Here is a 13,526-nt window from a genome sequence, read left to right as displayed (position 1 = left end):
AGAGTGACCGCACTAAACATCACCCGCCAAGGCTGGATCGCCTATGCCATCGCTGTAGCGACGGTCGCCCTCGACCAGCTGACCAAGCTCTGGATCCTGCACGGGCTGAACCTCGAGGCTCGGGGCACCGTCCTCCTGCCCGGCCCCGTCGACCTGACCATGGTCTGGAACCGGGGCATGAGCTTTGGCCTGCTCAGTGGCCATGCCGAATGGGGCCGCTGGCTGCTGACCGGCTTCTCGACCGTCGTCGTCGTGGGCCTGACCCTGTGGGCGCGCAAGGCGGTCCGACCGCTGATGGCCGTTGGTCTGGGCCTGATCATCGGCGGAGCGATCGGCAACAACCTGATCGACCGGGTGATCTATGGTGCGGTCGCCGACTTCATCGACGTGCGCGACCTCTATTTCCCCTGGATCTTCAACATCGCCGACGCCGCGATCTCGGTGGGCGTGGCCTTCCTGCTGCTCGACAGCTTCCTCACCGGCGAGGACAAGCTGGCCCATCCGACCGAATAAGGCCGCAATCGCAAGAGACATTGGCACCCGCGCCTTGATGTCGTATCGAGTGCGCTCTGAATTTCGGCCCGCAAGGGCCCGCTGGAGCATGGGTTCATGAGTTTCAATCGGGTCGCGACCCTGAGCGTTCTGGCTGCTGTAGCCGCCACGGGCCTCGCCGGTTGCCAATCGGCCTCCAAGGCGCTGGGCATGAGCAAGGTGGTTCCCGACGAATTCCGCGTCGTCACCAAGGCCCCGCTGGTCGTGCCGCCTGATTACGCCCTGCGTCCGCCGGCCCCCGGCGAGCCCCGCCCGCAGGAGCTGCAGCCGGAAAGCGCCGCGCGTCAGGCCCTGATCGGCCAGAGCCTGGCCGCCGGCCGCTCGGACGGTGAAAAGCTGCTGGTCGCCAAGGCCGGTGTCGAGAAGGCCGATCCGCTGATCCGCTTCGTGGTCGATGACGAGACCGGCGACCTGGCCCACAAGGACGAGAGCTTCGCCAGCAAGGTGATGTTCTGGAAAAAGGACAAGGCTGCCCAGGTGGCCGCCACCAGCAGCGAAACCGGTGCCGATGCGCCGGTCGTGGTCGATGCCGCCGCCGAAGAAGCCCGCCTGAAGGCCCTGATGGGTCCCGGCAAGGTGGTGATCAGCCGCGAGAAGCAGACTCGGATCAAGCTGCCGGGCCTGTAGGGCTTCAACTCACCGCTTCGATATTTGACCGGCCCCGGAAGCACCGCTTTCGGGGCCGGTTTCGGTCTGGATCAACACGATCCGCTCTCCCCGGCGAAAGCCGGGGCCCAGATCCAGCCTGAGTGGCTGGGGATGATGCGCCTTCCGCCTCTGCCCGCTTGACGAACTCACGGGGTTCGATCTGGGCCCCGGCCTTCGCCGGGGAGAGCGGAATGAATCAGTCCCCCGGCGTCTTCACCGTGAAGCCCTTGGCCCGCATGCGGTCCAGCAGACCGTTCTGGGCCACCAGGCCGCGGATCGAGAACACCGCCACGGCATGGCCCGGGGTCTTCATCGCTTCGGTCAGGGCCGCCACCTCATCGTCCATGGCCCGACGTTCCAGTTCGGGCATGCCCGGCAGGCCGCGAATGCAGCGCTGGAAGTTGCGCGGCCCGGCAATGGCCCCGCGCACATCGCCGTTCGCCCAGGCTTCAGCCGCCTCACGCACAGCAGAGCTGCCGGCTTCGGCCTCGCTGAGCACCCCCTCCAGACAGGTCAGGCCGACCTCGGCCGAATGCTGCCGAACGACGGCCTTGACCACCGGCATGGCCTTGTAGGTGCCGGCCAGGCGCGTCTTGACCCGATGCTTGCGGGCCAGCCTGTCCACGGTGCGTTCCGGCTCGCTCGACTCCAGTTTCGTGGTCTTCTGATAGTCCGTGGCGATCATGATGCCCGCGCCCAGCGGGCTCCACTCGTTGTAGCTGCCGGGCTTCTTGCCCAACTGGGTGCGGACCCGCGCCAGACGGGGCGCAAGCTCCGGGGCCATCTGGTCGAGCGGCCGGTCGGACTTCAGCTTGCCGCGCAGGGACAGGAGGGCGGGAATATCGGTCACCCCGGCCCGTCCCTCCGGCGGAAGGATCAGGGCAAAGGCCCCGTTCAGACGACGGCTGAGCACCGAGGTGTCCCAGGCCATATCCTTGGGCAAGGAGGCCAGGGTCCCCAGCATGTAGATCGTGGTGTCGCCGTCGGAGATGCGCCACCAGGCCGGTCCGGGCAGCTTGGCATTGACCACCAGCGCCTCGACCACCACCGCCTCGGGATCATCCATGGCCTGGGCATGGCAGACGAGCGGCGACAAGGCGGTCAGCACCGCGCCCAGAACTGCGAATCTCATGATGGTCGACTTCCCCTGATTGATCAGGCGACATGACACGGCCCTTGCGGCCAAAGCTTGACCTGGAGCCCTTTTCGACCTGATCGCTTCATCAGGGGCGGGCGAAAAGGGCTCTAAATCAGAAGTTTAGGGCGCGCTATCGGCTGGCGTCGTCACCTTGAGGCCCTTGGCGCGCAAGCGTGCCAGGACGCCCTGCTCGGCCAGCAGAGGACGGAAATTGACCAGGGCCACCGACTTGCCCGGCACTTTCAGCGCCGCCTCGATGGCGCTGGTCGAACGCTCGATGGTCTGGCGAATCTCGGTCGCCACCCGCGGCGTGGCCGACAGACAGGCCTGATAGCCCCGGTCGGCGGCGGCCAGCTTGACCACGTCGCCCTCGGCCCAGCGCCGGGCCGTTTCTTCGATCCCGGGACCACCCGCATCCGCCTCGCGCAGGCCGGCATCCAGGCAGAACTCCTGCTGGGTCTTGGGCAGCGAGCCCACGGCCTTCAGCGTGTCGATCACATCATAACCCTCAAGCTCCTGGATCTTCGGGCGCTTCTTAAGGTCACCCTTACGAGCGATCTTCTCGATGCGATCCCCGACCGAGCCGCCGCTGATCGAAACCGAGCCGCCTGATTTCATGTTGGCGACCAGGAATCCGGCAAAGGCCGGCTTGATATCGTCCATGCTGTCGGCGTCCTCGCCAGCGGTCTTCAGGCGGGCCTCCAGGCGGGCGCGAAGGTCCGACGGCAAGGTCTGGCGCATCGGGGTGTCGGTCAGGAAGTAGCGACGGCCTCCAACGGCGAGGCTGACGACGCGCACGACATTGATCTTGGGCTCCGGCGCCAGGATCAGACGGTTGGCGCCGTCCAGCCGCCGCTCGATCACCGAGGTATCGAAAGCCAACCCCTTGGGGGCAATGGCCGGCACCGCCAGCACGTAGACGGTGCTGTCGGCGTCGGACACCTTCCACCAGGCGGGACCTGGCAGCTTGGCGTTGACCACCAGTTCCTCAACCAGATTGGCCTCCGGATCGACCCGCTGAAGGTCGACAGGCGTGGACTGGGCCTGGACCTGGGCACTGCCCAGCAGGGCGAGCGTGCCGGCCAAGGCGGCGACCTGGGATGCTTTGGAGCCGATCGTCACTATCTCTGATCCTCGAAGGGTGGTGGAATCGATCTAGAATGATCGGCTCTTTGTGACTTGAAGGGCCCGGCACCCGGCGGGTCAAATTACGAAGACGCAATGCCAGGTCGGCTACGCCGCCCCGCCTCGAAAGTCCGACCATGCCGATCCGCCGCCTGCCGCCCGAGACCGTCAACCGCATCGCCGCCGGCGAGGTGGTCGAGCGGCCGGCCAGCGCCATCAAGGAACTGGTCGACAATGCCATCGATGCCGGGGCCACGCGGATCGAGGTCGAAGCCCATGGCGGCGGCCTGACCCGGATCCTGGTGGCCGATGACGGCATGGGTCTGAGCGCCGAAGAGCTGCCGGTAGCCATCGAGCGCCATGCGACCTCCAAGCTCGCGCCGGACGCCGACGGCCTTTGGGACCTCCTGCGCATCCACACCATGGGCTTCCGGGGCGAGGCCCTGCCCTCGATCGGCTCGGTGGCCCGGCTGTCGATCGCTTCCCGGGCCAAGGGCGAGAAGGACGCCTTCTCGATCCTCGTTGAGGGCGGTCAGGTCGGCGAGGTGGCACCGGCGGCCTTCCCGGGCCCGCATGGGGCCCGGATCGAGGTGCGCGACCTGTTCTACGCTACCCCGGCCCGGCTGAAGTTCATGAAGTCGGAGCGCGCCGAGGCCCTGGCGATCACCGAGGAGATCAAGCGCCAGGCCATGGCCCATGAGGCGGTCGGTTTCTCGCTGGACATCGACGGCCGCCGTATCCTGCGCCTGCCGCCCGAACAGCCGGGTCCGCAGGGCCGCCTGGCCCGTCTGGCCGCTGTTCTGGGCCGTGACTTCCAGGCCAATGCCATCGAGATCGACCAGACCCGCGACGGCGTGCGTTTGACCGGCTTTGCCGGTCTGCCGACCTATAATCGCGGCAATGCCGCCCACCAGTATCTGTTCGTCAACGGCCGGCCCGTGCGCGACCGGCTGCTGCAGGGTGCCCTGCGCGCCGCCTATGCCGATTTCCTGGCTCGCGACCGCCACCCGACGGCCGCGCTCTATGTGTCGCTCGACACCGCCGAAGTCGACGTCAATGTCCATCCGGCCAAGGCAGAGGTCCGCTTCCGCGATCCGGCCCTGGTGCGCGGCCTGATCGTCGGGGCCCTGCGTCATGCCCTGGCCGGGGCCGGTCACCGGGCCTCGACCACGGTGGCGTCCCAGGCTCTCGACAGTCTCAGGACCCAGCCGGGCGCGTTCCCCGGCTATCAACCCGGCCCCTCGCCCGCCGGCTTCTCGGCCTGGCGGGACGGAGGCTGGACTCCGCCGACCCAGCGCCCCCTGACCCTTCCGGGTCTGTCGGACGTTTCGGCCCGGGTCGAGCCCGGGTTCGGCCCCGGCATGGCCGAGGCCTTCGAGGCCGTGCTGACCCCGCAACAGGGGCAGAGTTATCCACAGGATGGTTCAGCCCCCTTCGATCCCGTGGACTTTCCGCTGGGCGCGGCCCGGGCCCAGGTTCACGAGACCTATATCGTCGCCCAGACCCGCGACGGCATGGTCATCGTCGACCAGCATGCCGCCCACGAGCGGCTGGTCTATGAGCGCATGAAGCGCGAGATGGAAGCCGGCGGCGTCGCCCGCCAGGCCCTGCTTCTGCCTGAGGTGGTCGACCTGGATCCCGCCGAAGCCGAACGCGTCATCGCCCGTGCGGAGGAACTGGCGAGCCTCGGACTGATCGTCGAGAGCTTCGGCCCCGGGGCGGTGCTGGTACGCGAGACCCCGGCCCTGCTGGGCAAGACCGACGCCGCCGGCCTGGTGCGCGACATCGCCGATGACCTGGCCGAGAACGGCCAGGCCCTGGCCCTGAAGGAGCGGCTGGAGGAGGTCTGCTCGACCATGGCCTGCCACGGCAGCGTCCGCGCCGGCCGTCGCCTGAACGGAGCCGAAATGAACGCCCTGCTGCGCGAGATGGAGGCCACGCCGCATTCGGGCCAGTGCAACCACGGCCGGCCGACCTATGTGGAGCTGAAACTGGCCGATATCGAGCGGCTGTTCGGGCGGCGCTAGGGCTTGGACTCAGGAGGGTCCTGACTCTGCGAAAACCCGCATGGCCTCGGCCAGGTACTCCGTCAGGCCCGGTGCGACCGCCTCGTAGCGTTCGGTAAACTCCGGGACCTGCAGGTAGAGTTGTCCCAGCCCGGCAAAGGCCGCAGGCTCGGGCCGCCGGTTCCAGCCGCGCCCCACCCAGTTCCAATGGCGCGCCATGATGGCCCGAACCGGGTCGGAACCCGCCGGCAGGCCCTTGGCAAGCGCCAGGGCCAGATCCCGCTCGATCTCGCGGGCTTCAGCCTGGAAGTCCTCGCCATCGCCCTGGGTCCAGCACCGCATGCCGGTCCTGGCCTCAGCGACCCGTTCAGCCATGTCGCCGCCATAGGTCTTGATCAGCCAGGCCTCGTGTTCGGCCTGCTTTTCGGGCGAAAATCCCTGGAACAGTCTTTTTGCCGGCATTGTCTCGTCTCCCTTCAAGGTTTCGAGGGTCTGGTCGATCACCTTCACCAACTGGCCATAGCGCTTGGCCTGCTCGACAAGCTTCTGACGGTGGCTGCGCAGCGCCGCCGCCGTGTCGAAGCCGGGATCGTCAAGGACCTGCCGGATCTCCCTGAGGGGCGTTTCCAGCTCGCGATAGAACAGAATCTGCTGCAGGCGCAGAAGATCCTGACGGCTGTAGTACCGGTATCCGTTGGCTCCGACAGCGCTGGGTGTCAGCAATCCGAGCGCGTCATAGTGGTGCAGGGTCCGCACCGAGACGCCGGACAGCCGGGCCATCTGCTTGACAGTCAGTGAGGGCAATCGACCTTCCCCTGTTGATGGAGACCACCCATCAGGGCTCACGCGGGGTGAGGGTCAAGCCCGGGCTTCAGCGAAAAATCAGGCCGCGTTCCGGGCCAGGCTCAAGGGTGTCCCTTCAGCCTGGGCAAGCGGCTTGTCGAGGAAGGGCGAGACCGCCGGTCCGCTGATCCGGGCTATGCCACCCTGGCGGCAGGCCTCGACCTCGGCGGCGCTGTTGACCCCGGCGACGCATGGCAGAACGCCCTTGCCCTGATAGGTCGCATGGCGTTCGACCAGCTTCAGGATCGCGTTCAGCCGCGCCCGGTCATCCTCGCCCGTCAGGGTCAGGGTGACGCTGTTGATCAGCTCCGGCGGGAAGGTGTGCAGCGGGAAGGTCGGATCCAGCACATTGAGATCCAGGACGGCGAAACTGCCCTTCAGAAAGGTCCGGATCTGGCTGACCAGTCCAAGCGAGGCCTCGCGCGGGGTACCATAGACACTGGCCCCGAGACGCGGCTGCAGGTCGAGCGGATAACGCGACAGACGGCTCCTGTAGGCGTCCTGGGCGTGGGGCGTGGTGAGGTTCCAGAAGCCGAACGGGACGAGGAAGTCGCCGAAGGGGGCCGATTTGATGGCGCTCTGGGCATCGTTGAGACAGGTAAGATCGCGCGACAGCAGCGCGGCATCGCCTTCCGGCGGCGGTTGCGTCAGGTCCGACCTCAGCCCCAGGAGCGAGCCGACAAAGGCCTCGCCGGGCAGGTCATAGAGGCCCCACCAGCCGGTGGCGGACGGCGGAGCCGCTGCTGCGGCCGGAGCCGCCCTTTGCTGGGGCGCTTGCGGTGGTGCTGCCGGACGGCTGGCCGGCGCGCTGGGCAGGGCCTGGATGGCATCGGCTGTAATGGCCTGGACGTGACCGGCCGCACCGCCATAGCCGCGTCCGGCGGCCAGGGCCGCCAGCTCCGTCTGGGACAGGGTGGCAAACTTCAGGACGGCCTGTTCGTCGCCCTCAAAGGTCATCAGACAGATCTGACCGTGCGCCTGACCCGGAAAGAGCAAGGCCTCGAGCCTGGCCGCCAGTTCCTGGATCTCCTCCGGGTTCAGCCGCTCGGCCCGCAGATCGGCCAGCACGAAGGCCAGGGACGCCACAGCGCCGTAGCGGCGGGGTGCAATCCAGCGATCCTTCAGATAGGCGTCCGCCGCCTCATGAGCCCGCGCTGCGGGAAAGGCTTCGTCGTCGATCAATAGCCGAAGGCAAACAATCGCGGTCATAGATCCCGACCTAAGGGCTATTCATCGCCAATTGGTTAGGGACACGCGGGGCGATTGTCAGCTCAACCCCTGATTTAAAATGACCGGCTTTGCCGGCCTGAACGGCAGGTCCGCACGCGGGCATCCCTGATCCTGCAAGGGTTCTTCAGACAGCTTGCTGACGAAGGGGCCGGTCACGGACGACAGTTTCAGCTCGCGGCAGAGCTCAAATTCCCGACGCGAAGCGACGCCTGTGACGCCTTGCCGCAGCCGGAGTTCGAGATATTGCCGCCGTCCCGACAGGAACCGCCGAAGGTTCAGCAGGCGCTGCATCTCGTCCTTGCCGGACAATTGCAGCACCACCCCGTCGATCAGGTTCGGAGGCACCGACCGGACATCAAAGCCCGGGTCTTCGGTTCTGAACTCGAGGCGGGAAAACCGTGGGCGCAACAGGTCCCGCAGCGGCGCGATGGCGAGAAAGGGCAGGTCACGAGGCACCTCATAGACCTGGGCGGACAATTGCTTGACCACCCCGTCGGGCAGGGCCTCAAGCTTGGCCTGATAGGCCTCCTTCAGACTGACCCTGACCAGACTCCACAGGCGGAAGTCCGATTGCAGCCGCAGGTCCGGTTGCCTTTCCAGAGCGGCGACATTCGCGTCCAGCATGGCCAGGTCCGACCGCATGAAATCGCCATCGTCCAGAACCGCCCGCTCCGGGGCCCGCCGCAGCACCTGCGGCTGACTGGCCTCGAACCATTCCGCCACCGGATTATAGACACCCCGCCAGCCCAGGCGCGGTCCTTCCGCCGGATCCGCCTCGGTCTCGGCCGTCATCGTCGGGTTCGAGCCCCAGTCGGCCAGTTCGCGGACGCCGTCCTTCGTGACCACACGGGTCAGCCCCACCGGCGGGGGCGGCGCGCCGGCGCGCATGGCCAGCAGCTCCGCCTCGGGCAGCACCGCGAACTTGAGCACCTCGGTCTCATCCCCCTCATGGGTCAGCATGCACAGGTCGTCGCGGCCCTGGGTCCCGAACAGACGCAGCTGCAGTTCGCTGGCGATCTGCTTGAGTTCCTCGCCGTCGAGGCGTTCGGCATTGGGATCGACCAGAACATAGGCCCCGGGTGCCACCTGGCCAAACCGCCTCGGGGGCGGCCAACGGGCCTCGATATAGAGCGCCGCCGTGCGATCGATCTTGCCGGGTGTGACACCTTGAACGGACGTCTCGCGCGCGCCGTGTTCAATACAAATTCTTATGCAGGCCATTCCGATCATTCGAAAATAAAGACCGGACTCGATTACCAATGCGTTAGGCGCACCCTCAAACGGTGTTTACCTGGCCTGTTCGGTGAACTGCGCCGTGCGAGTATACTCAAGAGCCGCCAGAGACAGTAACTCAACTCTGGATAATCATTCGGAGAGACGACTTCTGTGTTCTGGCGGGCTAGCTGAAGGTTTCCGTCAGGCGGAAGTCCAGGCGCTGCTTGACGCCGGGCCAGTCCGCGTCGGTGATCGAGAAGACCGCCGAGTCCCGAACATGGCCGGTCCAGGTGATCTTGTGGTTGCGCAGGACGCCGTCCTTGTCGGCACCCAGCTTCTCGACCGCCGCCTGGCTGCGGGCATTGCGGACATCGACCATGAACTCCACCCGGATGGCACCGGCATCAAAGGCGTGGGCCAGAAGCAGGCGCTTGGACTCCGGATTGACCGGTCCCGATCGGGCGTCGGGATGCAGGAAGGTCGAGCCGATCTCGAGGCCCCGGTGGAGCTTGCGGATATTGAGATAGCTGGAGGTTCCAACCCCCCTGCCGTCGGACAGCCGGCGGATGGCAAAGCCGATCCGTTCGCCGCGCTGGGTCTCGCCCTGCAGAGCGCCCCACCAGTCTTCGAAGCCCTCGCCGCAGCCATTGGTCGACATGATTTCCCAGCTCTCGGGATCGCAGTCGATGGCACCACGCAGTTCGTCACGCAGCGCCGGGGTGATGGGTTCCAGCCGCACATAGCGGCCTTCCAGGGGGCGAATCTCGATCATCATGGGGCCCAGTCTTCCCGTGCTGCTCCGCAGGCCGCAAGTCTGCTTGCCGTCCGCGTCAGCGGGATGCTACAACCACTTCAAACAAGCGTTTGAAGATAGGGATTGGGAAGCGCCATGGATTTCGACATCTCCCCCAAGCAGCGGCAGTTCCTTGATCGCGTCACCGCGTTCATGGACGAGCATATCTATCCGGCGATCCCGGCCTATGAGGCCGAGATGAACGTCCTCGGCGCCGAGCGCTGGAAGGTGGTTCAGGTCGTCGAGGAACTGAAGGCCAAGGCCAAGGCCGCCGGCCTGTGGAACTTCTTCATGCCGCCGCACAGCGGCCAGACCCACGTGGACGACACCTTCCAGTTCGAGGGCATCCAGCTCACCAATCTGGAATACAGCCTGATCGCCGAACAGCTGGGCAAGGTCGGCTTCGCCTCGGAAGTCTTCAACTGTTCCGCGCCCGACACCGGCAATATGGAAGTGCTGATGCGCTACGGCACATTGGCCCAGAAGGAGCGCTGGCTGCGCCCGCTGATGAACGGCGAGATCCGTTCGGCCTTCCTGATGACCGAGCCGGATGTGGCATCCTCGGACGCCACCAATATCGAAACCCGCATCGAACGTGACGGCGATCACTATGTGATCAACGGCCGCAAGTGGTGGTCCTCGGGCGTGGGCGATCCGCGCTGCAAGGTCGCCATCGTCATGGGCAAGACCGACCCCGACAACGCCAGCCGCCACGCCCAGCAGAGCCAGGTCCTGGTGCCGCTCGACGCCCCCGGCATCGAGATCGTCCGCATGCTGCCGGTGTTCGGCTATGACGACGCCCCGCACGGCCACGCCGAAGTCATCCTCAAGAACGTCCGCGTTCCGATCGAGGACGCCCTGCTGCTCGGCGAAGGCCGCGGCTTTGAAATCGCCCAGGGCCGTCTGGGCCCCGGCCGGATCCACCACTGCATGCGCACCATCGGCACGGCGGAAGTCGCGCTCGAGAAAATGTGCAAGCGCCTGATGAGCCGCAAGGCCTTCGGCAAGTACGTCTCCGACCACTCGGTGTGGGAAGAGCGCGTCGCCGATGCCCGCATCGACATCGAGATGTGCCGTCTGCTGTGCCTGAAGGCCGCCGACATGATGGACAAGGCCGGCAACAAGTCGGCCCGTCTGGAAATCGCCATGATCAAGGTCGCGGCCCCGCGCCTCGCCCTGAAGATCATCGACGACGCCATCCAGGCTCACGGCGGCGGCGGCGTGACCACCGACTTCGGCCTCGCCAAGGCCTATTCCGGCATCCGCACCCTGCGCCTGGCCGACGGTCCGGACGAAGTGCACCAGCGCACCATCGCCCGCATGGAATACGGCAAGTACGGCGACCTGGTCTTCAAGCAGAAGGCCGAGAAGGAAGCCGCCCTGCACGTGCCGGGCATCCGCTGATCCTCAAGGGTGGAGCGCTGGTCGCTCCACCCTTTTGACTTGCGTGCATAGACCAAACACGGCAACCTTTCCGGGCAATGACCTGGAGGGCTCGTCATGCCGCAGTACTCGCCGTCACGCGTCTCTGCCGAACTGGCCTTCTCCACGCCCCTGGCGCGCGGCAGCAAGAATGCCCGGGTCAAGCGCGTGCAGGAATGGCTGACCCTGCAGGGCTTCGCCCTGGCCATCGACTCTGACTTCGGCGGAGCGACCTTCACCCAGGTCCAGGCCTTTCAGGCCAGGGCCGGTCTTCCGACGACCGGCATTGTCGACACCGCAACCTACGCCGCCCTGACGGCACCGCTGAGCCGGGCGATCGACTATGCGCCGGCTGCAGGCCAGGCGCTTTCCCCACTGGTCGCGCACTATGCCGCCCTGCATGTGACCCAGCACCCCCGCGAAGCCGGCGGCGACAATCTGGGTCCCTGGGTGCGGGCCTATCTCGGCTGGGACGGCGCAGGGGCACGCTGGTGCGCGGGCTTTGCCTGTTTTGCCCTTGAGCAGGCCGCCGCCGCCGTCGGCAAGCCGCCGCCCATCAAGTCCTCGGCCAGTTGCGACACCCTGGCTGATCGCGCCAAGACGATCGGCAAGTTCATTTCGGGGGCCAGGATCGCCAGCGGCCAGGTGGCGAAATCAGCCATCACGCCCGGCAGCTTCTTTCTGGTCCGGGCCAGCCCCACCGACTGGGTGCATGTGGGGGTGGTCAAGTCTGCCAGCGCGGACGCCTTCACCACCTATGAAGGCAACACCAACGACGAGGGCTCATCCAACGGCTTCGAGGCGGTGGAGCGGGTTCGCGGCTACAAGGACAAGGACTTCATCATCTGGTGAAGGCCTCGAAGCGGGTCCCGCAAGAAGCGGGCTGACACGGCAGGCCCTGCCGTCGATGATCCGATCATGACCTCGCCCTCCGCCCTGCATCTGGACCGCCAGCCCTCGCCGATCGGCGAGCTGCTGCTGGTTTCCGATGAGGCCGGAATCCTCCGCGCCCTGGACTTTCACGATCATGAGCCGCGCCTCCAGCGGCTGCTCGGGCGGCACTATGGCGACCGGGTGCTGGAGGTTGGCGTCGCGCCAAGGGCGGTGCGCCAGGCCCTCGCCGACTATTTCGATGGCGACTTCCCGGCCCTGAACACGATCCCCTGGGCCACCGCCGGCGGTGCCTTCCAGAAGGCGGTCTGGCGCGCCCTGACCGAGATCCCGGCCGGCCAGACCCAGACCTATGGGGCCCTGGCGGCGCGGATCGGTCGGCCCAGTGCGGTGCGCGCCGTCGGTGCCGCCAACGGGGCCAATCCGCTGTCCATCCTCGTCCCATGCCATCGCCTGATCGGCGCGAACGGGGCCCTGACCGGCTATGCCGGAGGCCTGGACCGCAAGGCCTGGCTGCTGCGGCACGAAGGGGTAGCGCTCTAGGCGATCATCCCGCCGCGCAGAACCAGCCGGCCGGCATTGAAGAACGGCAGGCTCAGGGTCAGGCCGATCAGCAGCTCGAAGGCCAGGTTGCCGGCTTCGGCCCGGAGGGAGAGCCTGTCGAGGCGGATCGAGACCAGCCGCCCGAACGCCGAACCGAACCAGGCCAGGGCCAGGGCGAAGGCCATGGCAGCGCCCACCGAGGCCTGGTAGCCGAGATAGAGCGCGGTTCCGGCATGGGCCAGGATCAGCAGGCCGCCGAACGCCCGGGCCTGGGTCAGGCGAGAGGCCGGCATCGCCTCGGCATCGTTCGCGCCGGGCGCGGGGCCGGGACGCGCCAGGGTTCTGCCGCCGAAGGCCCCGCCGATCACACAGGCGATGATGGCCATCAATAACGACAGGGCGTAGCTCGACATGCGCAAAGCGCTCCTTGGGGTCGGATCAGACCGGCGTGTGGCAAACGGCCTCGAGGTTGAACCCGTCAGGATCGACAACGAACGCGCCATGGTAGTCTGGATGAGAATGTGGGCGAAGTCCGGGCGCTCGATTATCAGGTCCACCGGCCGCCAGGGCCTGGACGTAGAAGGCCGGCGAATGGGCGCGATCGTTCACGCCAAAGCCCAGATGATCGAACATTTCAGGCCTCCGCTTGACCGTCATCGCAAAAAGTTCGCCGGGCCCGTCCTTGACTCCAGGGGGTCGCAGACCTAACTCAAGCACCGCGTTGGCACTCAAGGGAACCGACTGCTAACAGCAGCGCTTCCCACGCCAGCGACCCCTTTACCGATAACCGTCCCGACGGAGAACAACCATGAAATTTCGTCCCCTGGGCGACCGCGTCCTCGTGAAGCGCGTCGAAGAAGAAACCAAGACCAAGGGCGGGATCATCATCCCCGACACCGCCAAGGAAAAGCCGCAGGAAGGCGAAGTCGTCGCCGTCGGCCCCGGTGCCCGTAACGACAAGGGCGACGTCGTCGCTCTCGACGTGAAGGCCGGCGATCGCATCCTGTTCGGCAAGTGGTCGGGCACGGAAGTGAAGGTCGATGGTCAAGACCTGCTGATCATGAAGGAAAGCGACGTTCTGGGCGTGGTCGAGGCCTAAGCCCTCCTCCGCCTGAACGAC

At 66.6% G+C, this 13,526-nt stretch carries 15 protein-coding genes; 7 read left to right on the top strand and 8 right to left on the bottom strand.

All coding sequences use genetic code 11. From position 1 onward, the window contains the following. Positions 1-3: 3 nt before the first annotated feature. Positions 4-513 (top strand): signal peptidase II, encoded by a 510-nt coding sequence (gene lspA, locus AQ619_RS02685; RefSeq protein ID WP_062143883.1) that lies wholly within the window; start codon positions 4-6, stop codon positions 511-513. A gap of 96 nt (positions 514-609) precedes the next feature. Continuing rightward, positions 610-1,179, top strand: coding sequence for a DUF3035 domain-containing protein (locus AQ619_RS02680; protein WP_062143880.1), 570 nt, complete (start codon positions 610-612; stop codon positions 1,177-1,179). Between the two features lie 217 nt (positions 1,180-1,396). Here AQ619_RS02680 and AQ619_RS02675 read toward each other — a convergent pair whose 3' ends face one another. Beyond that, positions 1,397-2,332: a TraB/GumN family protein gene (locus AQ619_RS02675; protein WP_062151200.1), complete on the bottom strand. Its 936-nt coding sequence runs from the start codon at positions 2,330-2,332 to the stop codon at positions 1,397-1,399. 126 nt (positions 2,333-2,458) lie between these two features. Beyond that, the gene (locus AQ619_RS02670; RefSeq protein ID WP_062143877.1) at positions 2,459-3,460 is read right to left on the bottom strand and encodes a TraB/GumN family protein; all 1,002 of its coding nucleotides are present in this window, start codon (positions 3,458-3,460) and stop codon (positions 2,459-2,461) included. A 140-nt stretch (positions 3,461-3,600) separates the two neighbouring features. On the opposite strand from AQ619_RS02670, the gene mutL reads away from it, so the two are divergent. Next, on the top strand, positions 3,601-5,490 hold the full coding sequence (mutL, locus tag AQ619_RS02665; protein WP_062143874.1) for a DNA mismatch repair endonuclease MutL: 1,890 nt from the start codon (positions 3,601-3,603) through the stop codon (positions 5,488-5,490). Positions 5,491-5,499: 9 nt separating this feature from the next. On the opposite strand, the gene AQ619_RS02660 is transcribed toward mutL, so the two are convergent. The 4 genes from AQ619_RS02660 to AQ619_RS02645 form a co-directional block, all read right to left on the bottom strand. Beyond that, positions 5,500-6,249, bottom strand: a complete 750-nt coding sequence (locus tag AQ619_RS02660; protein ID WP_062151199.1) for a MerR family transcriptional regulator — start codon at positions 6,247-6,249, stop codon at positions 5,500-5,502. A gap of 102 nt (positions 6,250-6,351) precedes the next feature. Continuing rightward, on the bottom strand, positions 6,352-7,521 hold the full coding sequence (locus tag AQ619_RS02655; protein ID WP_062143871.1) for a hypothetical protein: 1,170 nt from the start codon (positions 7,519-7,521) through the stop codon (positions 6,352-6,354). A 57-nt stretch (positions 7,522-7,578) separates the two neighbouring features. Continuing rightward, on the bottom strand, positions 7,579-8,763 hold the full coding sequence (locus AQ619_RS02650; RefSeq protein WP_236849520.1) for a hypothetical protein: 1,185 nt from the start codon (positions 8,761-8,763) through the stop codon (positions 7,579-7,581). A gap of 178 nt (positions 8,764-8,941) precedes the next feature. Further along, on the bottom strand, positions 8,942-9,532 hold the full coding sequence (locus tag AQ619_RS02645; RefSeq protein WP_062143863.1) for a GNAT family N-acetyltransferase: 591 nt from the start codon (positions 9,530-9,532) through the stop codon (positions 8,942-8,944). A gap of 114 nt (positions 9,533-9,646) precedes the next feature. Here AQ619_RS02645 and AQ619_RS02640 point away from each other — a divergent pair, with 114 nt between their 5' ends. From AQ619_RS02640 to AQ619_RS02630, 3 genes are all read left to right on the top strand, one after another. Continuing rightward, positions 9,647-10,954 carry an acyl-CoA dehydrogenase family protein gene (locus AQ619_RS02640; protein ID WP_062143859.1) on the top strand — a complete coding sequence of 436 codons (1,308 nt, stop codon included), beginning with the start codon at positions 9,647-9,649 and terminating at the stop codon, positions 10,952-10,954. A 96-nt stretch (positions 10,955-11,050) separates the two neighbouring features. Next, positions 11,051-11,824, top strand: a complete 774-nt coding sequence (locus tag AQ619_RS02635; RefSeq protein ID WP_062143857.1) for a peptidoglycan-binding domain-containing protein — start codon at positions 11,051-11,053, stop codon at positions 11,822-11,824. A gap of 66 nt (positions 11,825-11,890) precedes the next feature. Further along, complete coding sequence (locus AQ619_RS02630; protein WP_062143854.1) at positions 11,891-12,406, top strand: methylated-DNA--[protein]-cysteine S-methyltransferase; 516 nt, start codon at positions 11,891-11,893, stop codon at positions 12,404-12,406. On the opposite strand, the gene AQ619_RS02625 is transcribed toward AQ619_RS02630, so the two are convergent. Next, a complete protein-coding gene (locus AQ619_RS02625; protein WP_062143851.1) occupies positions 12,403-12,819 on the bottom strand; it encodes a DUF4345 family protein in 417 nt (138 codons plus the stop codon). The genes AQ619_RS02630 and AQ619_RS02625 overlap by 4 nt on opposite strands. A 25-nt stretch (positions 12,820-12,844) precedes the next feature. Then, positions 12,845-13,039 carry a VOC family protein gene (locus AQ619_RS18615; protein ID WP_084745716.1) on the bottom strand — a complete coding sequence of 65 codons (195 nt, stop codon included), beginning with the start codon at positions 13,037-13,039 and terminating at the stop codon, positions 12,845-12,847. A 175-nt stretch (positions 13,040-13,214) separates the two neighbouring features. Here AQ619_RS18615 and groES point away from each other — a divergent pair, with 175 nt between their 5' ends. Continuing rightward, positions 13,215-13,505 (top strand): co-chaperone GroES, encoded by a 291-nt coding sequence (gene groES / locus AQ619_RS02615; protein ID WP_010918572.1) that lies wholly within the window; start codon positions 13,215-13,217, stop codon positions 13,503-13,505. Positions 13,506-13,526 lie beyond the last annotated feature (21 nt).

Origin of the sequence: Caulobacter henricii, from assembly GCF_001414055.1 — a bacterium.
Taxonomy (GTDB): Bacteria; Pseudomonadota; Alphaproteobacteria; order Caulobacterales; family Caulobacteraceae; genus Caulobacter; species Caulobacter henricii.
This window is presented reverse-complemented; position numbering and strand designations above follow the sequence as displayed.

What these genes read in the sequence shown, in the direction of transcription:
- AQ619_RS02680 (WP_062143880.1), top strand. Translation starts at nt 610, where the DNA reads ATGAGTTTCAATCGGGTCGCGACCCTGAGCGTTCTGGCTGCTGTAGCC.
- AQ619_RS02675 (WP_062151200.1), bottom strand. Translation starts at nt 2,332, where the DNA reads ATGAGATTCGCAGTTCTGGGCGCGGTGCTGACCGCCTTGTCGCCGCTC.
- mutL (WP_062143874.1), top strand. Translation starts at nt 3,601, where the DNA reads ATGCCGATCCGCCGCCTGCCGCCCGAGACCGTCAACCGCATCGCCGCC.
- AQ619_RS02660 (WP_062151199.1), bottom strand. Translation starts at nt 6,249, where the DNA reads ATGGCCCGGCTGTCCGGCGTCTCGGTGCGGACCCTGCACCACTATGAC.
- AQ619_RS02655 (WP_062143871.1), bottom strand. Translation starts at nt 7,521, where the DNA reads ATGACCGCGATTGTTTGCCTTCGGCTATTGATCGACGACGAAGCCTTT.
- AQ619_RS02650 (WP_236849520.1), bottom strand. Translation starts at nt 8,763, where the DNA reads ATGGCCTGCATAAGAATTTGTATTGAACACGGCGCGCGCGAGACGTCC.
- AQ619_RS02645 (WP_062143863.1), bottom strand. Translation starts at nt 9,532, where the DNA reads ATGATGATCGAGATTCGCCCCCTGGAAGGCCGCTATGTGCGGCTGGAA.
- AQ619_RS02640 (WP_062143859.1), top strand. Translation starts at nt 9,647, where the DNA reads ATGGATTTCGACATCTCCCCCAAGCAGCGGCAGTTCCTTGATCGCGTC.
- AQ619_RS02635 (WP_062143857.1), top strand. Translation starts at nt 11,051, where the DNA reads ATGCCGCAGTACTCGCCGTCACGCGTCTCTGCCGAACTGGCCTTCTCC.
- AQ619_RS02630 (WP_062143854.1), top strand. Translation starts at nt 11,891, where the DNA reads ATGACCTCGCCCTCCGCCCTGCATCTGGACCGCCAGCCCTCGCCGATC.
- AQ619_RS02625 (WP_062143851.1), bottom strand. Translation starts at nt 12,819, where the DNA reads ATGTCGAGCTACGCCCTGTCGTTATTGATGGCCATCATCGCCTGTGTG.
- AQ619_RS18615 (WP_084745716.1), bottom strand. Translation starts at nt 13,039, where the DNA reads ATGTTCGATCATCTGGGCTTTGGCGTGAACGATCGCGCCCATTCGCCG.
- groES (WP_010918572.1), top strand. Translation starts at nt 13,215, where the DNA reads ATGAAATTTCGTCCCCTGGGCGACCGCGTCCTCGTGAAGCGCGTCGAA.